Annotated in this window: 19 protein-coding genes; 3 read left to right on the top strand and 16 right to left on the bottom strand. The window is 57.5% G+C overall.

Going from position 1 to position 21,840, the window contains the following annotated elements:
- Positions 1-2: 2 nt before the first annotated feature.
- The 13 genes from eutA to maeB all read right to left on the bottom strand — a co-directional run bounded on the left by eutA (position 3) and on the right by maeB (position 12,743).
- On the bottom strand, positions 3-1,406 hold the full coding sequence (gene eutA, locus OGV83_RS10640) for an ethanolamine ammonia-lyase reactivating factor EutA (RefSeq protein ID WP_115608981.1): 1,404 nt from the start codon (positions 1,404-1,406) through the stop codon (positions 3-5).
- On the bottom strand, positions 1,403-2,629 hold the full coding sequence (gene eutH, locus OGV83_RS10635) for an ethanolamine utilization protein EutH (protein WP_047462122.1): 1,227 nt from the start codon (positions 2,627-2,629) through the stop codon (positions 1,403-1,405). Before eutH ends, eutA begins: the two co-directional genes overlap by 4 nt.
- A gap of 123 nt (positions 2,630-2,752) precedes the next feature.
- Entirely contained in the window at positions 2,753-3,940 is a 1,188-nt protein-coding gene (gene eutG / locus OGV83_RS10630) for an ethanolamine utilization ethanol dehydrogenase EutG (RefSeq protein WP_012131334.1), read from the bottom strand.
- Entirely contained in the window at positions 3,930-4,769 is an 840-nt protein-coding gene (gene eutJ, locus OGV83_RS10625) for an ethanolamine utilization protein EutJ (protein ID WP_012131333.1), read from the bottom strand. Before eutJ ends, eutG begins: the two co-directional genes overlap by 11 nt.
- 36 nt (positions 4,770-4,805) lie before the next feature.
- Complete coding sequence (locus OGV83_RS10620; RefSeq protein WP_230010312.1) at positions 4,806-6,209, bottom strand: aldehyde dehydrogenase family protein; 1,404 nt, start codon at positions 6,207-6,209, stop codon at positions 4,806-4,808.
- A gap of 11 nt (positions 6,210-6,220) precedes the next feature.
- Positions 6,221-6,508 (bottom strand): ethanolamine utilization microcompartment protein EutN, encoded by a 288-nt coding sequence (eutN, locus tag OGV83_RS10615; protein ID WP_024130131.1) that lies wholly within the window; start codon positions 6,506-6,508, stop codon positions 6,221-6,223.
- Between the two features lie 144 nt (positions 6,509-6,652).
- Entirely contained in the window at positions 6,653-6,943 is a 291-nt protein-coding gene (eutM, locus tag OGV83_RS10610) for an ethanolamine utilization microcompartment protein EutM (protein WP_000387720.1), read from the bottom strand.
- A gap of 39 nt (positions 6,944-6,982) precedes the next feature.
- Complete coding sequence (gene pta / locus OGV83_RS10605; RefSeq protein ID WP_286463559.1) at positions 6,983-7,999, bottom strand: phosphate acetyltransferase; 1,017 nt, start codon at positions 7,997-7,999, stop codon at positions 6,983-6,985.
- Complete coding sequence (gene eutT, locus OGV83_RS10600) at positions 7,996-8,799, bottom strand: ethanolamine utilization cob(I)yrinic acid a,c-diamide adenosyltransferase EutT (RefSeq protein WP_012131329.1); 804 nt, start codon at positions 8,797-8,799, stop codon at positions 7,996-7,998. The genes pta and eutT overlap by 4 nt, the downstream gene beginning before the upstream one ends.
- Positions 8,800-8,808: 9 nt before the next feature.
- Positions 8,809-9,498 carry an ethanolamine utilization acetate kinase EutQ gene (eutQ, locus tag OGV83_RS10595; protein ID WP_012131328.1) on the bottom strand — a complete coding sequence of 230 codons (690 nt, stop codon included), beginning with the start codon at positions 9,496-9,498 and terminating at the stop codon, positions 8,809-8,811.
- On the bottom strand, positions 9,476-9,955 hold the full coding sequence (gene eutP / locus OGV83_RS10590) for an ethanolamine utilization acetate kinase EutP (protein ID WP_012131327.1): 480 nt from the start codon (positions 9,953-9,955) through the stop codon (positions 9,476-9,478). Before eutP ends, eutQ begins: the two co-directional genes overlap by 23 nt.
- A gap of 13 nt (positions 9,956-9,968) precedes the next feature.
- Positions 9,969-10,304, bottom strand: a complete 336-nt coding sequence (gene eutS, locus OGV83_RS10585; RefSeq protein ID WP_012131326.1) for an ethanolamine utilization microcompartment protein EutS — start codon at positions 10,302-10,304, stop codon at positions 9,969-9,971.
- A 159-nt stretch (positions 10,305-10,463) separates the two neighbouring features.
- Positions 10,464-12,743 carry an NADP-dependent oxaloacetate-decarboxylating malate dehydrogenase gene (gene maeB / locus OGV83_RS10580; protein WP_012131325.1) on the bottom strand — a complete coding sequence of 760 codons (2,280 nt, stop codon included), beginning with the start codon at positions 12,741-12,743 and terminating at the stop codon, positions 10,464-10,466.
- 278 nt (positions 12,744-13,021) lie between these two features.
- Here maeB and tal point away from each other — a divergent pair, with 278 nt between their 5' ends.
- On the top strand, positions 13,022-13,972 hold the full coding sequence (gene tal, locus OGV83_RS10575; protein WP_047462108.1) for a transaldolase: 951 nt from the start codon (positions 13,022-13,024) through the stop codon (positions 13,970-13,972).
- A gap of 20 nt (positions 13,973-13,992) precedes the next feature.
- Positions 13,993-15,987, top strand: a complete 1,995-nt coding sequence (gene tkt / locus OGV83_RS10570; protein ID WP_286463558.1) for a transketolase — start codon at positions 13,993-13,995, stop codon at positions 15,985-15,987.
- Between the two features lie 102 nt (positions 15,988-16,089).
- Here tkt and OGV83_RS10565 read toward each other — a convergent pair whose 3' ends face one another.
- From OGV83_RS10565 to aegA, 3 genes are all read right to left on the bottom strand, one after another.
- Entirely contained in the window at positions 16,090-17,133 is a 1,044-nt protein-coding gene (locus tag OGV83_RS10565) for a DUF1176 domain-containing protein (protein ID WP_047462103.1), read from the bottom strand.
- Positions 17,134-17,259: 126 nt separating this feature from the next.
- On the bottom strand, positions 17,260-17,835 hold the full coding sequence (gene nudK, locus OGV83_RS10560) for a GDP-mannose pyrophosphatase NudK (RefSeq protein WP_049009707.1): 576 nt from the start codon (positions 17,833-17,835) through the stop codon (positions 17,260-17,262).
- A gap of 91 nt (positions 17,836-17,926) precedes the next feature.
- Positions 17,927-19,900, bottom strand: coding sequence for a formate-dependent uric acid utilization protein AegA (gene aegA, locus OGV83_RS10555; protein WP_286463556.1), 1,974 nt, complete (start codon positions 19,898-19,900; stop codon positions 17,927-17,929).
- A gap of 224 nt (positions 19,901-20,124) precedes the next feature.
- Here aegA and narQ point away from each other — a divergent pair, with 224 nt between their 5' ends.
- Positions 20,125-21,825 (top strand): nitrate/nitrite two-component system sensor histidine kinase NarQ, encoded by a 1,701-nt coding sequence (gene narQ / locus OGV83_RS10550; RefSeq protein ID WP_286463554.1) that lies wholly within the window; start codon positions 20,125-20,127, stop codon positions 21,823-21,825.
- The last annotated feature ends 15 nt before the right edge of the window (positions 21,826-21,840 follow it).

Raw genomic sequence — 21,840 nt, 5'->3', positions numbered from 1 at the left:
CCTCAGGAAGGAAATGCGAGTGATTTCACCGTCACCGGCACAACCGATCCGCCAAAAAGAGGCGTACCAATGTCGATATAGTCCCCCGCCCGGACGCTCACTTCGTCAATGACCGCCAGCGGGTGTTGCTGTAACTGTGGGCGCAATAACATGCCCAGGGCTTTGCCAAAGTCCTGCTCGGCCACCACCAGCAGGGGATGCGGATTGGGAAAACGCGCGGTAAACGCCAGCAGCGCGTCGATGACCGTGAGTAATGCCGCGTAGCGCACCGGAAGCCGGGCGGGAAGCGCCAGCACGTATGCGTCAGTGCCAGGGTCGAGATCGAGCTGAGTCAGCGCCTGTTCCCAGGCGGCCACCAGTTCACTTTCATCTTGTGGAATCGCCACCGGCAGGTTGCGCAGCGGAAGCGCCACCCCCTCCAGCCAGATGGTGCTGCCGGACAGCGACAGCGTGTGCGCCCCCGCGCCAATCACCGTGGCGCGCACGGTTTGCGTCGGAAACTGCACGTTCATCTCACGCAGGCGCGGGTGCTCATGCAGCGCCGTCGCCAGCAGCGGGCCGACATCAGAAAAGCAGAACGGATCGGCAGGCTGATTGCGGTAGCACTCCCCGACTCCGCCGGAAAGGGTGATCACTTCCGGTTTCACCCCTGCGGGCAGTAATCCGGTTTGCATCAGCGCCTGCGCCAGCGGCGAAGGCTCGCCGTCAATGATTTCGACGATCAAATCCGCCATCCTCCGCACGACCTGCGCCAGCTGTGTGGCATTGAGCGAGCGGGCGTCAGTGCCCGCGCCGAACACCGCCTCAACGATCATCTGCCCCGGTTTATGCGCATGCACCACCCGCCCCTGACCGTCCGTTTCCAGCAATCTGCCGCCCACGTTCAGACAGGCGGAGCCGCTCACTTTTCCGGCGTCAAACAGAACATAGTTCGAAGTGCCGCCGCCGATGTCGATGTTGAGCACGCGACACAAACGCTGTTCAGACAGGGTCTGCGCCCCCGCGCCGTGCCCGGCAATCACCGATTCCAGATGCGGCCCGGCGCTGGCGACGACAAAATCGCCGAGAGACTGCGACAGCGCCATCACTGCCGGACGCGCATTGCGGGTTTTCGCGCTTTCGCCGGTAATGATGATCGCCCCGGAATCCACCGTCTCCGGCGCAATCCCCGCCGCCTGATACTGATCCAGAATCAGCGCCTTAAGTTCGGCCTCTTTCAATCCGCCCTGCTTATCCACAGGGGTAAAAAAGACCGGGCTTTGCCAGCTAATTTCACGTTTGATAAATTCGTAGCGCGGCACCTGCGACACTGCCGCACGGTTAACCAGCTCAAGGCGTGAGAAGATCACCTGAGTGGTGGTGGTGCCGATATCGATACCGACGCTCAGTAGCTGGCGAGTGTTCACGACTGCGCCTCCACTTCCGTTTCTGCCGGAACATCTTCATCTTTGGGCACCAGCATCATCGCCACGCCAATCGCCGTCACGCCGCCGATCAGCTTGCCGACAATCATCGGGAAGATCATCGCGTTCATGTTGGCGGCCGCAAAGCCTAAGTGGTCGCCCAGCGCAAAGGCAGCGGAGACCGCGAAGGCGCAGTTGATCACTTTGCCGCGGGTATCCATCTGTTTCATCATGCCGAACATCGGAATATTGTTCGCCAGCGTCGCGACCATGCCGCCTGCCGCCATATTGTTGATTTTTAACAGGCCGCCAACGCGCATCAGCGGTTTTTCAAACCAGCGGGTCAGCAGAAGCACCATCGGATAGGCGCCGAGCAGAACGCAGGAGATGGAGCCGATCACTTCAATGGCGCGCATCACTTCGCCAGGCTGGTCGCCAGGGGACATGAAGATCGGGTCAAGACCTGGGATCAGCTCCCATCCCAGCAGGAATTTAATCACCGCAGCCGCCAGGCCAATAGTGATCAACGCCACCAGGAATTTAGCGAAGATCTGGAAACCGCTGATCATTTTCTCCGGGATAAATTTCAGCCCCAGCGCAACCAACACCGCGACGATGATCACCGGGATCATGTTCATCAGGATCAGCGCGAAGGTAAACTCCACCGGTTGCCCGTTGATCTCCACGCCGGAGTACATCGCCACTAAACCACCGGCGATACAGCCAATGGGAATGGTGACAATCCCCGCCAGCACGCCCAGCGCCAGGTAGCGGCGGTCAGACGGCTCGATAATGCCGAGCGCCACCGGAATGGAGAAGACGATCGTCGGCCCCATCATCGCCCCCAGGATCAGGCCGGAGTACAGCCATGCCGCCACATCGCCGCCCGCCAGTTCTTTGGCGAGGAAGAAGCCGCCCATATCGCAGGCCAGCAGCGTTCCGGCGAACATCGACGGGTTCGCGCCGAGCATTTCATACAGCGGGATAATCACCGGCCCGAGCAGCTTCGCCAGCACCGGCGCCAGGGCGGTCATACCGACCATCGCCAGCCCCAGCGCGCCCATCGCCATAAAACCTTCTTCAAACTGACCGCCCGACCCCTCGATGCTCTTACCGAATTTACCGAGAAAACGCGCCGAACCGCCAAACTGCGACAGGATCCTGTCCACGGCGGCAATCAGCATAAAGAACATCATGATGTACATGATGATTTCATTAATTCCCATAGCCCTATCTCCATTTGCCAGGTGTTTCATAGGCCTGATAAGCGCAGCGCCATCAGGCAATAGTGCCGCGTTTTTGCCGGATGGCGGCGCGAACGCCTTATCGGGCCTACATCCTGGTATGCTTTATTGTGCCGCCGCGTACAGGTCGATAATCTGTTCCTGTGTGGCGGTTCGTGGGTTACTGCGAATACAAATATCTTCCAGCGCGCCTTGCGCCCACGCGCTGTAATGCGCGGACGTCGCGCCAACATCGGCGAGGCGTTTTGTCAGCCCGGTTTCAATAATCAGTTCGCTAACTGCGCCGATCGCGTCGCGATCGTCCGCTTTCTTGTTGAGTAACGCCCGGCCGATGTGGCTGAACCGTTCGCGACACACCATGCGGTTAAATCCCATCACCGTCGGCAGCAACATACTGTTCGCCTGGCCATGCGGAATATGCAGCGTCGCGCCCGGCTGGTGCGCCATCGCATGACACAGCCCCAGCCCCGCGCTGGAAAAGGCCATCCCCGCCATGCAGGACGCCAGCAGCATGTTTTCCCGCGCCGCCATGTCGTGCCCGTTCCCCACCGCTTTCGGCAGCGACTTGCCGATCATCGCAATAGCGCCAATCGCCAGGCTGTCGGTAAACGGCGTGGCATTCAGAGCGCTATACGCCTCAACCGCATGGGTCAGCGCGTCAATCCCGGTCATCGCCGTTACGTGAGAAGGCACCCCTTCCGTCAGCGCCGCATCCAGAATGGCGACATCCGGCATCAGCGAGGCATGCGCCAGAACCTGCTTGCGTCCGCTTACCGCATCAATAATCACCGTCACGTTGGTGGTTTCCGACCCCGTACCCGCCGTTGTCGGCACGGCAATCAGCGGCAGACGCGGGCGCAGTACGCTCTGCGCCGTCATATCCGCCAGCGTCTGCCCTGGGTTGGTAAAGAGCAGCGCTACGGCTTTTGCCGCATCCAGCACCGAGCCGCCGCCAAACGCCACCACGCCGTCACATTTTGATTCGCGCAGCTGCGCGACCGCCGCGCAAACGTCAGTGATGGAAGGTTCTCCCACCGGGCAGGGCCAGATGCTCATCGCCACGCCTTTCATCGCCAGACTCCGTTCAAGCCCGGCGGTCATCCCTGCCTGATGCAGAAAACTGTCAACCATGACAAACAGATGCGTCAGCCCGCGCGTTTGCGCTTCCTGCCCGCAGGCGCTAAGCGCCCCCAGGCCGCACAGCGTGACGGGCGGAACGCTGAACGTTTTTATCCGTTGCAGATTCAGGGTATCGAATGCCTGAAAGAGCGCGGTCTGCAATTCACTTTGCATAGATCCCCTCCGCTTTTTCTTTCCCGCTGTTGGCAATTGCCAACGGCGTCATAAACAGGCTGTGTTCAGGTAAATGCACCCGCAGTTCCGGGAAGCGTTTACGGAATAGTTCATCCACGCCCGGTTGCATACAGGAGCCGCCCGCCAGCCACAGATCGGCTATACCTTGCCCTTCGATATGCCGGGCAACAATCTCCGCCATCTTTTCGTACACCGGTTTTACCACCGGCCAAATCTCTCGGGCGTTGCTGCGCTTGAACTGCTCAGCGTCTTCCAGTTCGATGCGGCGGTTTCCGGCCAGCGTCAGGGAAATATGGTGTCCGCCGGTCGCTTCATCAGCGGAGTAAGTCACCTTGCCCTGCTTCACAATGGCGATCCCCGTCGTACCGCCGCCGATATCCACCACGCCCGCGTTATCCAGTCGCAGCAGATCCGCCACGGCGGTCGGCTCATCCAGCACATGACTGACCTCCAGCCCGGCGGATTCCAGAACATTGATGGAGATACGCGGGTCGGTGCCTGGCGGAAATGAGGTCGCCGCGTGGGTGAACTGGCAGCCAAGCTGGCGTTCGAGCGTGTCGAGATGGCGACGCACGATGGTGACGGCGCCGAAGAAGTCCCAGACGATGCCGTCACGCACGACGTCAGCCCAGTCCAGACAAACGGCGACTGGCTGCGCGTCGCGGTCGACAACCATCGACACCACATCGCACGTCCCTAAATCAATACCCAGCCACAGCGGCGAATCGCTGGCGACGGGATGCTGATTACACAGCTCAGCGGCTTTCTGGAGTCTCGGCGTCAGCCAACGTTGTTCATCGTGCGCCATCTCTTTTCTCCTTATAGACAGTCTGCGGGGCCGGTATCAGACGATGCGAAACGCATCCACCAACACGCAGCGACGCAGACGCACGAAGGTGCGCGCACTGGTCACCCCTTCCCCGGTTGGCGTAGTAATGGTCATGGTGGTCCAGCCTTCGCCGCCCAGACCCAGCCCGGCGATGCACGGCCCGTTCTTGACGAAGATGCTGGTATCAATGGCGTTTGCCATCCGGTTCATGTTGTCGATGTTGCGCGAGTGCATCGCCGCCGTATGGTGGCAACCGCCTTCCAGCGTGACCGCCAGCTCAATGGCCTCTTCTACGTTGGCAACCCGCACCACCGGCAGTACCGGCATCATCAGTTCCGTGACCGCGAACGGGTGCGTGGCAGGCGTTTCCACAAACAGCAAGCGCGTTTGCTCCGGCACCGTCAGCCCAATCGCGGCGGCGATTTTGGCGGCGTCACGCCCAACCCAGTCGCGGCTGACCGTTCCTTTGCCACGCTCGTCGATATTTTTCAGCAATACCGGCTGAAGCTGTTCGGCCTGTGCGTCGGTGAGTTTCACCGCATGCTGCCCTTCCATCAGGCGCATCAGTTCATCGGCAACGCTATCGACAACAATTAGCACCTTCTCGTCGGCGCAAATGATGTTGTTATCGAAGGATGCGCCTTTGACGATGGACTGCGCGGCGCGCGCCAGGTCAGCGGTTTCATCCACCACCACCGGCGGGTTCCCGGCGCCTGCGGCAATCAGACGTTTGTTGGTGTGTTTACGGGCAGCTTCAACGACCGCTTCGCCGCCGGTCACCACCAGCAGACCGATACCGGGATATTTAAAGAGGCGCTGGGCGGTTTCGATATCCGGGTTCGCAACGGTCACCAGCAGGTTAGCCGGGCCACCTGCGGCAACAACCGCCTGGTTAAGCAGCGTAATGGCGCGCTGAGAAACCTTTTTCGCCGCCGGATGCGGCGCAAAGACCACGCTGTTGCCTGCGGCAATCAGGCTGATGGCGTTGTTAATCACGGTTGCCGCCGGATTGGTGGACGGCGTGACCGACGCCACAACCCCCCACGGCGCATTTTCAATTAAGGTCAGACCGTTATCACCGGTCAGTACCTGCGGCGAGAGGCATTCCACGCCCGGCGTACCGCGCGCCTGCGCCACGTTTTTCGCTAATTTATCTTCGACGCGTCCCATGCCGGTTTCTGACACAGCAAGTTCCGCCAGTTCTCTGGCGTGCTTTTCACCCGCCTCACGTATCGCATGAATAGCGAGCTGGCGCATGGCCACGCTCTTCAGCCCCTGCTGAGCCACTTTCGCTGCGGCAACGGCGTCATCCAGGGAGGCAAAGACGCCCATTTCATGAACGGCGGCGGCAGGTTGACTGCTGTCTTTCATTTTCAGCAATACCGCTTTTACCACCTGTTCAATATCCTGTTGATTCATGATGTTCAGTCCTATTTATGGAAAACGACTTTCCCGCCAGCCACCACTTCATCGACAATACCAATCACGCACAGATCGACAGGTGAGGATTCGCTCCGATGCGCCTGGCGGGCAGAACTGCCGCTAACCAGCAGCACCCACTCCCCGGTTCCCGCCCCAATGCTGTCGATTGCAACGGCGCACTGCCCGTCGGGATTCCCTTCGGCATCAATCATTTTCACCATCAGCAATTTGTCATGCGCGAGTCCTTCATGGCGCACCGTACAAACAATTTGTCCTGTGACGACTGCCAGCTTCATACCCGCCTCCATGTGTTGTGTGTTGCGTGCCGAAACTGTAGGCCGGATAAGCGAGGCGCCATCCGGCATCGATGCCATCTCATTGCCGGATGGCGACGCGTTTGCGTCTTCTCCGGCCTACACGATCAGACGTAGCCATCCAGCTTAGATATTGCTGTCACCTTTGAAGCTGATCGGGAACACCTCTTCCAGATCGCCGTGCGGGCGCGGAATGACGTGTACGGAAACCAGTTCGCCAATGCGCTGCGCCGCTGCGGCGCCGGCATCAGTAGCGGCTTTGCACGCTGCCACATCGCCACGCACCATCGCGGTGACCAGACCGCCGCCAATCTGCTTCACGCCAACCAGTTTCACGCGTGCTGCTTTAACCATCGCATCAGAGGCCTCAATCAGTGCAACCAGGCCCCGGGTTTCAATCATTCCTAATGCTTCCATTGTGTTTTCCTCTTCGGTAAGGGGGTCCAGACGGGACCTTTATACAACCAGTGTTTGCGAGTCGAGTTCACGACTCACGTCAGTCTGGCGCGGCACTGCTGCCACCAACGCCAGTTCGATAATTTCCTGTACGCTACAGCCTCGGGAGAGATCGTGAAGCGGTGCGGTAAGCCCCTGAATCAGCGGCCCAACGGCGCGATATCCTCCCAGACGCTGGGCGATTTTGTAGCCAATGTTGCCCGCTTCCAGTGACGGAAAGACCATCACATTGGCTTTGCCCTGTAACGGACTGGCAGGCGCTTTTTGCGCGGCGACGTCCGGGACAAAAGCGGCGTCGAACTGCAACTCGCCGTCAACAATCAAATCCGGCGCGCGCTCACGAACGATCTCTGTCGCCTGCTGCACATTGGCGACATTGGGGTGACGCGCGCTGCCATGACTGGAGAACGACAGCATGGCGACCCGAGGCTCCTCTCCGGTAATGGTTCTCCAGGTCTGCGCGCTGGCGATGGCGATATCCGCCAGTTGCGCCGCTGTGGGTTGCGGCACCACGCTGCAATCGGCGAATCCCAGCGCCTGCCCGGTGTACTGCGGCAGCATCAGGAAGATCGACGACAGCGTTTTGCAGCCCGGCTGCAAACCGATCAGGCGTAGCCCTGCCCGCAGCACGTTCGCTGTCGAAGAGAGGTTGCCGGCAATGCACACATCGGCATGACCGGCGCTCACCATCGCGGCGGCGAACATCAGCGGGTCGTTCAGTTTTTCCAGCGCATCCGGCGGTGTTTTCTCTCCCGTCCGCGCCAGCCAGCGCCCGGCGAACACCTCGCGCATAGACAGATTGCTCTGTGGGTCAATCACCTGAATGCCATCCATCGCGATACGGTGAGTGAGCGCAAACTGGCGTAGCGCAAACGGGCTGGTGACAAGAACCGGTCGCGCCAGACCATGCCGTTGCAGATAGTGCGCCGCCTTCAGAACACGGACATCCAGCGCATCCGGGAAGACCACCCTGGCGGGCGCGCGTAAGGCCTGTTCGCGGCAACGTTCAATGATCATTGCTCCCCTCCCAGTCGCTGTTGAATCTGGCTGACGGTGAGCGGATGCTTCGTCACGCACAAAATCATCATCACGTAGACCGTACTGGAGAGGCGGTTCAACGCCTGTAGAAGATCCGGGCGCAGCACGTCAAAATTGCGGGTGATAAAGACCTGAGCGGCCACGACTTCCGTCTCACGCACTTTGGTACGCAGCAAATTCAGCAGCGCGGCATCGCGGCCGTGGCTGGCTTCCGGCACCAGATGATCGTGATCGAGATAGCGCAGCGGCTGATGGGACAGACGATGCAATTCGTCTTCGTTTAGCCCCACAATGGCCTGCGCGGCCAGCGGTTCATCCATCGCATCGGCACGCATGATGTTGCCCAGGCGGGACCGAATGTCGGCAAGCCAGGGCTGCCACTGCTCCGGTAACTCAATTTGCAGCCACACCACCAGCGCGATGGTGCTGTCCAGCGCGGCGCGAAATCCCAGGCGCGGATCGCTTTTCGCAACCATTTTGTCGGCGGTCAGGTGGGTCAGCGTATCGGGCTTTTTCGCCACCGGCTGGCGACACAGTTCGCAGCACGCCTTAGGGTGCGTATCGCTGCTGGTCAAACCGTGCACCGGCTGTAATTGCTGCTCATCGTCATCGACAAAAAGACGACCTTGCTCATCCAGAAACTTGATGCGCAAATGGCGGCTTTCCAGCAATTCCCGGGCAGATGGCGTCAGGCGAGCGTCAGCGGGAAGATGGATCTCCGCTCCTTCGCTGAGCGTATGATTCGCTCTGAGCCATGCTTCGGTAATGAAATCCTTCATACATCCGCCTTAGCAGGACTGCCAGTTCGCAGGCCAGGCAACGTACAAGAAGCGCACGGTCGACGGTGTGCCAAACTCAATGCTGGAGCCTTTCGGGATAAACATCACGTCCCCGGCTTTCGCGATCATGGTTTCGCCTTCATGACGCACATGCAGTTCGCCCTCCAGTACCATATCGATCTCGTCGTAATTCAGCGTCCACGGGAAAAACGCGTTATCCCACTGCATGAACCCGGCGGCCATGCTGCTGCCGTCCTTGTCGGTGACCAAATCCGTTAAGCCGACGCAGTGGGGCTGCGCGCCGTCGAAGCGACCAAACTTCACGCTGCTGCCGTCGATCACTTTTACGCCGCCCTTGCCAGTGACCGACTTAAAGCCCGGCTGCATGTCAGCCTGCTCCAGCGACTGTTTTTCCTTCATCACTTTGTCCATCAGTTGCGCGACCAGGCTTTCGGTAAACTGCCCTTCCGGCAGTTGTGCGATGATGGTTTCACGAATGCGCTGACTTTCGGTTTTCGCGTCTTCCACCGGCGCGACAGCCGGTGCCGATTCGTCGCATTCCACGATCGTGAAGTCCAGCAGTTCCGCAACTTCGCGGGCTTCCGGGGTAATGATGCTGGCGCGCAGAACAACCGACATTTCCTGTTCGCCGCGTGCGTGAGCCGCACGAATATCGTTAGCTGTGATGAGTTTCTTCACCTGCGCCTTCCTCCTGTTCGGTGAGTGCTGCCAGATAATCCACCAGGTGCTGCACACTTTGCGGGTCATGGCTGTTGAGCTCGAAAATCGGCTCCTGAAATCCCAGCCCGCTCAGTAGCTGTCGCGCGGCGGCGACGTCGGCATCCGGCATGTCCGTTTTGCTGATGACGGCGATGTGTCGTTTACTGGCGCCAATATCCAATAACCCGGCGGGTAAGCGACTTTCGCGGTCATTTGCCGCATGTACATAAATCAGCGTATCCACATCCTGTAGCGTGGTAATTAAGGCGTGATACCAGCGAGGATGGCTAAAATATTCTCCCGGCGTATCGATATCGCCGTTGTCATTAAATTCCACGGCTTGTGTTTTTCGGGCGAGGGAATAATTTCCCTGCAAGGCGTTAAAAAGCGTTGTTTTCCCCGCGCCAACGGTGCCGACAAACGCAATACGTTTCATTGCCGCCCCCCAATTAACTTTTTGTTAATTCGCACAACGTGAAATTTAATAAGCGTCCCAGCCCGCTGACCGTTTGCAATAAGGCTTCCTCGACGGCGCCAACGGAGCCATAAATCACCAGCGCGCCGCTGAATCTATCGAGAAAACCGATATGAACATCGGCGGCTTTCATGGCTAAATCGCCCGCGATCATCGCCGTTTCCCCTGGCGTTAGCGTCATGATGCCGATGGCGCCCGCTTCGGGAACGCCGATCTTTTTCGCCAGTTCTTCACCCGGGTGGGCAATCAGATGCGCCAGCGTGACCTGTTTCCCCGGCACAAATTCCTGAATAATGCGTTCTTTATCCATTGCTCACCGCCTCCGCTGAAACTGACCTCATCGTGGCAATTTTTTGTCAGAGTAAATAACAAAATTCGGCAAGCAGATTTAAAAGGTGAAGTAGATCACTAAGAAAGGAGGAAATAAAAAAGCGCGGGGAACCCCGCGCCGGAATGAATTAAAGTGAAATTACAGTGGCTGTGTTTGCGCTTCGACCACCGCCAGCGCCACCATATTAACGATACGGCGAACAGAAGCGATCGGCGTTAATACATGCACCGGTTTGGCAACGCCCATCAATACCGGCCCTACCGTCACGCCTTCCGAGCTGGAGACACGCAGTAAGTTGTAACTAATACGCGCGGCCTCCACGTTAGGCATAATTAAAATATTCGCCGCCCCTTTCAGCGGGCTGTCCGGCATCCTGTCGTTGCGAATACTTTCGACCAGCGCGGCATCACCGTGCATTTCGCCGTCAATCATCAGCTCAGGCGCGCGTTCGCGTACTAACTCCAGCGTCTGACGCATTTTGCAAGCGGCGACCGACTTAGATGAACCAAAGTTGGAGTGCGACAACAGCGCCACCTTCGGCTCAATACCAAAGCGGCGCACCGTTTCCGCAGCCATTAACGTAATTTCCGCCAGTTGCTCCGGCGTCGGATCGTCATTGACATAGGTGTCGGCGATAAAGGTGTTGCCGCTCGGCAACAGCAAGGCGTTCATCGCCCCCGCCGCGTGGACGCCCTCACGGTAGCCAAACAGTTCCTGCACCACGCTGAAGTGTTCGTGGTATTCGCCGATGGTGCCGCAGATCATCGCATCCGCTTCACCGCGCAGAACCATGATCGCGCCAATCACCGTGGTATTGCTGATCACCGCCCGCTGCGCCTGTTCCTGCGTCACGCCACGGCGTTTCATGATCTTATAGTATTCACCCCAGTACTCTTTGAAGCGCGGATCGGATTCATTGTTGACGATCTCGAAATCCACACCCGATTTGATCTGTAGCCCCAGCTTCTGAATACGCATTTCGATCACGCTCGGGCGACCAATCAGGATCGGTTTCGCCAGACCTAACGTAATCAGCTCCTGCGTCGCATGCAGGACACGCGCCTCTTCCCCTTCCGCCAGCACCACGCGCTTCGGCGCTTTACGGGCCAGAGAGAAGATTGGCTTCATGAACAGGTTGGTTTTGTAGACAAATTCGGTCAGCTTATCGATGTAGGCATCGAAATCAGCGATCGGCCGCGTCGCCACGCCGGAGTCCATCGCCGCTTTCGCCACGGCAGGCGCAATCTTCACAATCAGGCGCGGGTCGAACGGTTTTGGAATGATGTATTCCGGGCCGAAGCTCAAATCCTGATCGCCATAGGCGGAAGCGACCACTTCACTTTGTTCGGCGTGCGCCAGTTCGGCAATGGCGTGTACCGCCGCCAGTTTCATCTCTTCGTTGATCGCGGTTGCGCCGACATCCAGCGCGCCACGGAAGATGAACGGGAAACAGAGCACATTGTTGACCTGGTTCGGATAGTCGGAACGTCCGGTACAAATGATGGCGTCTGAACGCACCTCTTTCGCCAGCGGCGGCAGAATTTCCGGCTCCGGGTTCGCCAGCGCCAGGATCATCGGCGCACGCGCCATTTTTTTCACCATCTCCTGGGTCAGCACTTTCGGGCCGGAACAGCCCAGGAAAATGTCCGCCCCGTCGATCACGTCATCCAGCGTGCGTTTGCCGTCATCCACCACCGCATAGGCCGCTTTGGTCTCCACCATGTTGGGTTCACGATCTTTATAGATAACGCCTTTCGAGTCACAGACCACGATATTGTGTTTCTGCATCCCCAACGCCACCAGCAGGTTCATACAGGCGATTGCCGCCGCCCCTGCACCGGAAACCACCATCCGCACGTCAGAGATATTTTTTTCCACCACGCGCAGGCCGTTAAGAATAGCGGCGGTGCTGATAATCGCCGTTCCGTGCTGGTCATCATGGAATACCGGAATATTCATGCGCTCACGCAGTTTCTGCTCGATATAGAAACATTCAGGCGCTTTAATATCTTCGAGGTTAATCCCGCCGAACGTCGGCTCCAGCGCGGCAACGACATCAATGAATTTATCCGGGTTATGTTCATCGACTTCAATATCAAACACGTCGATGCCCGCGAATTTCTTAAACAGAACGCCCTTACCTTCCATTACCGGTTTACCGGCCAGCGCGCCGATGTTGCCCAGGCCGAGCACCGCTGTTCCGTTAGAGACCACCGCGACCAGATTGCCGCGAGCGGTGTATTTGTAAGCCGCCAGCGGGTCTTTTTCAATTTCAAGACACGGCGCCGCTACGCCAGGCGAATAGGCCAGCGCCAGATCGCGCTGTGTGGCAAGGGGCTTGGTCGGGGAAACCTGGATTTTACCTGGAACGGGAAATTCGTGGAAATCGAGGGCGCTTTGTTTTAATTGGTCATCCATCTTGTTGTTCCTTTCACGTATCGATCAAAAAAGTGGCGCGGGTAACCTCTGGTGCGCCGCACATTATCACCTCCCTGCGCGGCATAAACTTTGAAGGTAGCCATACTCTCACTACTCAAAGAAAGAATTTGTTATCAATTTATAGCATCCATGTTACCCGCTTAAACCCGCATTACCATGCCTGTCTGCTATGCTTTTTTGTTGTGTACTGCATGAATTTCTCAGAAGTGTGAATCAACGCACTCACCTAACGCTTTACTTTTCAAGGAGTATTTCCTATGAACCAGTTAGACGGCATCAAACAATTCACCACTGTCGTGGCAGACAGCGGCGATATCGAATCCATTCGCCATTATCAGCCTCAGGACGCCACCACCAATCCCTCGCTGCTGCTAAAAGCGGCTGGCCTTGCGCAATACAGCCATTTGATTGATGACGCGATCGCCTGGGGCAAAAAACGCGGTAAAACCCAGGAGCAGCAGGTCGCCGAGGCCAGCGATAAACTGGCCGTCAATTTCGGTGCGGAAATTCTGAAAATCGTCCCCGGACGGGTCTCTACGGAAGTGGACGCGCGCTTATCCTTCGATAAAGAAAAAAGTATGCAGAAGGCCCGCCACCTGGTTGACCTCTACCAGCAGCAGGGCGTGGAAAAATCGCGCATTTTAATTAAGCTCGCGTCAACCTGGGAAGGGATACGGGCGGCGGAAGAGCTGGAGAAAGAAGGCATCAACTGTAACCTGACGCTGCTGTTCTCTTTTGCACAGGCGCGCGCCTGCGCGGAAGCGGGCGTTTTTCTGGTTTCGCCGTTTGTCGGGCGTATCTATGACTGGTATCAGGCGCACAGCCCGATGGACCCCTACGTCGTGGAAGAAGATCCGGGGGTGAAATCGGTACGTAATATCTATGACTACTTCAAACGTCACCGCTACGAAACCATCGTCATGGGAGCCAGTTTCCGTCGCACCGAGCAAATCCTGGCGCTGACAGGCTGCGACCGCCTGACCATTTCTCCCAACCTACTGAAAGCGCTACAAGAAAAAGAAGAGCTGGTGATCCGCAAACTGGTGCCGTCATCGCAGACGTTCCATCGCCCGACCCCGATGACCGAAGCGGAATTCCGCTGGGAACATAATCAGGACGCGATGGCCGTTGAGAAACTGTCGGAAGGTATCCGCCTGTTCGCCGTTGACCAACGCAAACTGGAAGACCTGCTCGCCGCCAAACTGTAAACCTTGCCACGGAGTGATTTATGTCCCGAAAAGACCTTGCCAATGCCATTCGTGCGCTCAGTATGGATGCCGTACAAAAAGCCAATTCCGGTCATCCCGGCGCGCCGATGGGCATGGCGGATATTGCTGAAGTGCTGTGGAATGATTTTCTCCGCCACAACCCAACCGACCCCACCTGGTATGACCGCGATCGCTTTATTCTTTCCAACGGCCACGCGTCAATGCTGCTCTACAGCCTGCTGCACCTGACCGGCTACGATCTGCCAATCGAGGAGCTGAAAAACTTCCGTCAGCTCCATTCAAAAACGCCGGGACACCCGGAAATCGGCTATACGCCAGGCGTTGAAACCACCACCGGGCCATTGGGTCAGGGACTGGCGAACGCCGTCGGTCTGGCGATTGCCGAACGCACGCTGGCCGCGCAGTTTAATCAGCCCGATCATGACATCGTCGATCACTACACGTATGTCTTTATGGGCGATGGCTGCCTGATGGAGGGGATTTCGCACGAAGTCTGCTCGCTGGCGGGTACGCTGGGGCTGGGCAAGCTAATCGGCTTCTACGATCACAACGGCATCTCAATTGATGGCGAAACCGAAGGCTGGTTTACCGACGATACCGCCAAACGGTTCGAAGCGTATCACTGGCATGTAGTGCATGAAATCGACGGACACGATCCCGAAGCCGTGAAGAAAGCGATTCTTGAAGCGCAGAGTGTGAAAGACAAACCGTCGTTGATTATTTGCCGGACGGTAATCGGCTTCGGCTCACCGAATAAAGCCGGGAAAGAGGAGTCTCACGGCGCGGCGCTGGGAGAAGAAGAAGTGGCGCTGACCCGCCAGAAACTGGGCTGGCATCACCCTGCTTTTGAGATCCCGAAAGAGATTTACCGAGCCTGGGATGCGCGTGAAAAAGGTGAAAAAGCGCAGCAGGCATGGCAGGAGAGGTTCACGGCGTATCAGAAAGCGTATCCCGATCTGGCAAGAACGTTTACCCGACGAATGCGCGGCGAGTTGCCAGAGTCCTGGGAAACCACGACGCGAAAATACATTGCTGAATTGCAGGCCAACCCGGCCAAAATCGCCACCCGCAAGGCATCGCAAAATACGCTGAACGCCTACGGCCCAATACTGCCGGAACTGCTCGGCGGCTCGGCGGATCTCGCGCCCAGTAACCTGACTATCTGGAAAGGTTCGACGTCGCTGAAAGAAGATCCGGCCGGGAATTACATTCACTACGGCGTGCGCGAATTTGGTATGACGGCCATTGCTAACGGCATTGCCCACCACGGCGGATTCGTGCCATACACCGCGACCTTCCTGATGTTTGTGGAATACGCCCGTAACGCGGCGCGAATGGCGGCGTTGATGAAAGCCCGGCAGATCATGGTTTATACCCACGACTCCATCGGGCTGGGTGAAGATGGGCCGACGCACCAGGCCGTGGAGCAACTGGCCAGCCTGCGTCTGACGCCAAATTTCAGCACCTGGCGTCCGTGCGATCAGGTTGAGGCGGCAGTCGGCTGGAAGCTGGCGGTTGAGCGCCATACCGGCCCGACGGCGCTGATTCTCTCAAGGCAGAATCTGGCGCAGGTGGAGCGTACCCCGGAGCAGGTGAAGGAGATCGCCCGTGGTGGTTATGTGCTGAAAGACAGCGGCGGTAAGCCGGATGTGATCCTGATTGCCACCGGGTCTGAAATGGAAATCACCCTGCTGGCGGCAGAAAAGCTGACCGGAGAAGGCCATAACGTCCGGGTGGTGTCCCTGCCTTCGACGGATATTTTTGATGCTCAGGATGAGGCGTATCGCGAATCCGTGCTGCCGTCGAACGTTGCCGCTCGCGTGGCGATTGAGGCGGGTATTGCCGACTACTGGTACAAATATGTCGGGCTGAAAGGCGCGATTGTCGGGATGACGGGATATGGCGAATCGGCCCCGGCCGAAAAACTGTTCCCTTATTTCGGCTTTACGGTCGAGAATATCGTCGAAAAAGCGCATAAGGTGCTTAAAGCGTAAAAATGGATGAGTGGGTCGGAAGCCGGATGGCGACGCAATGCGTCTTATCCGGCCTACAAAACGGCCCGTAGGCCCGGTAAGCGTTAGCGCCACCGGGCGCCCCTAACGTGTGATCCACAACGTGGGCCAGGCATCTGGCCCATGCCAGTTATCGCAGCTTGGCTCTTCGGCATAACGCACCAGACGAAAACGCTGGCCGTCAAAACGCCAGCGCGTCTGGATACCGCAATCGGCCAACCCACGCCCTTTTGCCAGCGTGATTAATTCCCGGGATTTCTCGTCAAAAACCGCGTTCATCAGCTCCATATCATTGCTTTCAGCCCCGGAGTTAAAGGGCAAACGCAACCGTACAGCGCGGGAGGCGAATGGTTTTTTGCGTGAGACAATCCACGCGAGATCGACCGTATTATAGGCTCCGGCTTCGCAACCGATCATCAGCAGGGCTTTGTCATCGGTCAGGGCCGCGACGCGCACTTCCCGGCGCATCGGGTCAAGCGAGCAGTGAATACTGTTCATCCGCCAGTTACCGTAATCCAGCAGATCGTTGCGTTCATCATAAGAGAGCGGCGTCGGCGTTGGGTTGACGATAGCCACGCCTTTCAGCGCTGGCGCGGGCGGCACGCTGAGCGGCGGATCATTCCCTTTATCAATCCACGCCGTTTCGCTGCCAACGCGTTTTTGCTGTGCGTCGATAAACAACAGCGCAGCTTTAAGCCCCACCAGAGAAATCGTCTGTTTTCCCTTTTTCAGGGTAATCGCCTGGGCTTCCTGAATGGTCTGTAAAAACGCGGCAATGGTGGCGGTGTCGTCCGTCATCAGATGCCAGGGCGTGATACGCCATTGCCCGGCATTTAGCGGCAGCGGTTTTTCATCCAGCAGCAGACGCGGCGCAATCTCCGCCTCTTTCGCACCGGGCGAGGTCAGCCCCCCCAAATCAATGCGAAGTACCGCATCGGTATGCGCCCCGGCGCTGCGGCTTAAGGTCATCACCAGCCCGCGATGTTCGCCGGTATTACGCGCCACGCAAAAGTTCTGATTGTTACAGGTGACCTGCCAGTCAGAAAAAGTCTGCTGCGCTGGCGCCGCCCACGTCAGCGACGTCGGCAGCAGGCCGAGCAGGAAAACGAAAATAACGCGATTGCGCATGGACGGTACAACCCCAGAAGAAAAACGAAACGGCTTTAGGCGGTATCTTCCTTGCGCGACTCCTGTGGCTCAATCAGATTTGTCGGATAGCGGCATCATTATGTAAAGAAATATAAACCTTATTTATCAATCCATTAGCGAGGAAGAATGCAAATAATTGAGCAATAACACGGTCTTACCGTCTCGTATCTCACCGGTTTTGATCATCGCCAGCGCCTGTGTTAATGGCAGTTCCAGTACCTCAATATCTTCATCTTCCACACCGCCGCCTGCGTTTGCCCGCTGGCTGTCGCTGTATTCTGCAATGAAGAAGTGAATCAGTTCCGTCACGCCGCCAGGCGACATGTATAACTCAAACAGTTTACGCACCTCACCCACTTCATAGCCGGTCTCTTCAATCGCTTCTTTGCGAATGCACGCTTCCGGCTCGTCGTTATCCAGCAGCCCGGCGCAGGTTTCTATCAACTGGCCGCTTTCATTGCCGTTCACCCAGGTGGCAACGCGAAACTGGCGGATGAGCACCACGGTCTGTTTTTCGCGGTTATACAGCAGGATCGTTGCGCCATTACCGCGATCGTAAACCTCGCGCTTATGGCGAATCACATCGCCATTTTTACGGGTCAGATCGTAGGTAATATTGCGCAGGATAAAGTAGTTATCAGAGAGAACTTTGTCTTTGATGAGAGTAATTTTTTGCGACATACCGGCTCCACAGCATAAGAAGACAGGTAATCTTACGCCGCAAGGCCGGTTTTGTCTGCGCGCTATCATGCTGCTCGCGCCGAATGGAGACTTATCCGGTTTGCATGATCCCCAGCCACTGAATAATCCCCTGCGCGGCGTGACGCCCTTCCGCCATCGCCGTCACCACCAGATCGGCGCCGCGCACGGCGTCACCGCCCGCGAAGATTTTAGGATTACTGGTCTGGTAACGGAACGCGCTTTCGACATTTGCCGCAATGCGCCCCCAGTCGTCCACTTTCACACCGTGCGCCTCCAGCCACGGCATACCATGCGGATGAAAACCAAACGCCATAATTACCGCATCGGCGGGCATGACAAACTCGCTGCCCGCGATGGGCATCGGACGGCGACGCCCCTGCGCATCGGGTTCGCCAAGCTGAGTACGTAAAAAACGCACGCCGCTGACGCAACCGTCGGCATTCAGCACCAGCTCAACCGGCTGTACGTTAAATTCAAAGTTCGCCCCCTCTTCCCGCGCGTTTTTTACCTCTTTTTTCGACCCCGGCATATTCGCCTCGTCGCGACGATATGCGCAGGTCACCTGGCTTGCGCCATGACGCAGCGCGGTACGCACGCAGTCCATCGCGGTATCGCCGCCGCCCAGCACCACAACATTAAGCCCAGCGGTGTCGATAAAAGGTTCGTCAGGCAATTCATCCAGCCCCATAACCTGTTTCGTGTTGGCAATCAGGAACGGCAGCGCATCATATACGCCCGGCGCATCTTCGTTTGGCAGGTCGGCCTTCATGGAACGGTATGTGCCGACGCCGACAAAAACCGCATCGTACTCATCCAGCAGCGACGCCAGCCTGACGTCTTTGCCGACTTCGCAGTTCAGTTCAAAATGAATTCCCATCGCGCTGAAGATTTCGCGACGGCGCGCCAGCAGTGATTTATCCAGCTTAAAAGAGGGAATGCCGAAAGTCAGCAGGCCGCCAATTTCAGGGTGGCGATCGAACACGGTCGTGCTCACACCATGACGCGCCAGCACATCCGCGCAGGCCAGCCCGGCCGGACCCGCGCCAATAATCGCCACGCGTTTATCCTGCTGCTGCACGCCGCTCAGGTCTGGCCGCCAGCCTTTGTCCAGCGCCCGGTCGGAAATGTAGCGTTCAATATTGCCGATCGTCACCGCGCCATACTCATCGCGCACCGTACAGGCGCCTTCGCACAGCCTGTCCTGCGGGCATACGCGCCCGGTAATTTCCGGCAGGCAGTTAGTCTGGTGCGACAGTGCCACCGCATCGTCAATGTTTCCTGCTTTTACCAGCTCAATCCACTGCGGAATATGGTTGTGCAGCGGGCACGTCCACTCGCAGATACTGTGTTCACCGCACTTCAGGCAGCGGGCCGCTTCGCGTTCAGCCTGCGCGGTACGAAACGGCAGGTAGATTTCATCAAAGCTGGTTTTTCGCGCGTCAATCGCCAGCTTATCCGGCTCGCCGCGTGGGGGCGTCGCCCGCATCTGTTCGACTTTATTGAGCTCACCAGGAGTGACTCCCGTCGCACAGGCATGCCAGGGCTGATTTTCCTGACGCGCGGTGCGCAGACGCCGCGCTTTCGACAGCCGGGTCAACGACGCCTCCGTTACCAATTGCAACGCATCTGCCGGGCAGTTTTCAACACAGGCCGGGCCGCCTTCGCGATCCAGACACAAATCGCATTTGTGCGCCGTGGCTTTGACCTGATCCTGGCCTGTTGGCGTGAGGATTATCTGCATTGTGCCGAAGGGACAGGCAACCACGCAGGATTTACAGCCGATACATTTTTGCTGGTTGACCTGAACGCTGTCTTTGACATGACGGATTGCGCCATTTGGGCAACTCCGGGCGCAAGGCGCATCCTCGCAGTGGTGGCAGGTTACCGCGCTGCGCTGATGCTGATGTTTGATCACCGTAATTCGGGGCTGAAAATGCCGCTGGTGCAGTACGTGTTGCTCATCATTGTGGGCCATTACGCAAGCGACCTCACAGGCATGGCATCCCAGGCACTGTTGGCTATTGGCCATAATAAAACGATTCATGGCGTCCTTCTGTTTTGGTGGCAAAAACCTTATTCTTTATATGAATGTTATTAACCGACGCCGAAGGGGTCGGCAATGTTCATTTGCCCAGGACGCACAACTATTTATCCAGAACCTGTGGCAGATCAATTTATTTCATCGCTGGTGAAATTGCGTTTCAGTTACACTTGCCAATGCCAATATTTATCCGTTCACTGTGAGCATATTTTTCGGGGATTACGCGCGTGGTCGTCAAACGCCCTGTCTCGGCCAGCCTGGCCCGGGCCTTTTTTTACATTGTGCTGCTGTCGATTCTCTCAACCGGTATCGCCCTGCTGACGCTGGCGAGCAGTTTGCGGGATGCCGAGGCCATTAACGTGGCCGGTTCACTGCGTATGCAGAGCTACCGACTGGGTTACGATCTGCAAAGCGGCAGTCCGCAATTGAACGCGCACCGTCAGCTTTTTCAGCAAGCGCTCAACTCTCCCGCGTTAAGTAACCTGAACGCCTGGTACGTCCCGCAGGCGGTTAAAAGCCGTTACGGGCAACTGCATGCGAACTGGCTGGAGATGAACACGAGACTGGTGGATGCGGATATAAAGTGGTATCGCGCCAATATCAATAACTATGTCGATCAGATCGATCTCTTCGTTCTGGCGCTGCAACACTATGCCGAGCGCAAGGTGATGCTGGTGGTCGGCATATCGCTGGCGGGCGGCATCGGGATCTTCACGCTGGTCTTTTTCACCCTGCGGCGCATTCGCCAGCAGGTAGTCCAGCCGCTTAACCAACTGGTCGCCGCCAGCCAGCACATTGAACATGGTCAGTTCGACATCCCGCCGCTGAATACCCACTTGCCGAATGAGCTGGGGCTGCTGGCCAAAACGTTTAGCCAGATGTCGAGCGAGTTGCATAAGCTGTACCGCTCTCTCGAAGCTTCGGTAGAAGAAAAAACCCACGATCTGCACGAAGCCAACCGCCGTCTGGAAGTGCTGTACCAGTGCTCACAGGCGCTCAATACCAGCCAAATCGACGTTCACTGTTTCCGCCATATTTTACAGATCGTCCGCGAACATGACGCCGCGTACTATCTGGAATTAACCGTGGGCGATAACTGGCGGATCAGCGAAGGAGCGGAAAGCGCTGATTTGCCCATGCAGATTCTGCCGGTCACGATGCAGGAAACGGTTTACGGCGAACTGCACTGGCAAAGCCCCAACGTCAACGCCTCCACCCCGCTGCTGCACAGCGTATCGACCATGCTGGGGCGCGGTTTGTACTTTAATCAGGCGCAAAAACATTTCCAGCAACTGCTGCTGATGGAAGAGCGCGCGACTATCGCCCGCGAGCTGCATGACTCACTGGCGCAGGTGCTCTCCTATTTGCGCATTCAGTTGACGCTGCTGAAGCGCTCAATTCCAGAAGATAACCTCCCCGCGCAAAGCATCATGGCGGATTTCTCCCGGGCGCTGAACGACGCTTATCGTCAGTTGCGCGAGCTGCTGACCACCTTCCGCCTGACGTTACAGCAGGCCGACTTACCTTCTGCGCTGCATGAAATGCTGGATACCCTGCAAAGCCAGACCTCTGCGAAACTGACGCTGGATTGCCGTTTACCAACGCTGGCGCTGGATGCGCAAATGCAGGTGCACCTGTTACAAATCGTTCGCGAGGCGGTGCTGAATGCGATTAAACACGCCAGCGCCACGGAGATCGCCGTTAGCTGCGTCACCGCCCCCGATGGCAACCATACGGTCTATATTCGGGATAACGGCGTCGGCATTGGCGAACCGAACGAACCAACGGGACACTACGGTCTGAACATTATGCGCGAGCGTGCGGAAAGACTTAGCGGCACGCTGAATTTCTCGCAACCGTCAGGGGGCGGGACGCTGGTCAGCATCAGTTTTCGCTCATCGGAAGATGAAGAGGGTCAATTAGCGTAAAGAACGGCAAAGCAC

It is taken from the genome of Citrobacter sp. CK189 (assembly GCF_030333505.1).
Taxonomy (GTDB): Bacteria; Pseudomonadota; Gammaproteobacteria; order Enterobacterales; family Enterobacteriaceae; genus Citrobacter_B; species Citrobacter_B koseri.
This window is presented reverse-complemented; position numbering and strand designations above follow the sequence as displayed.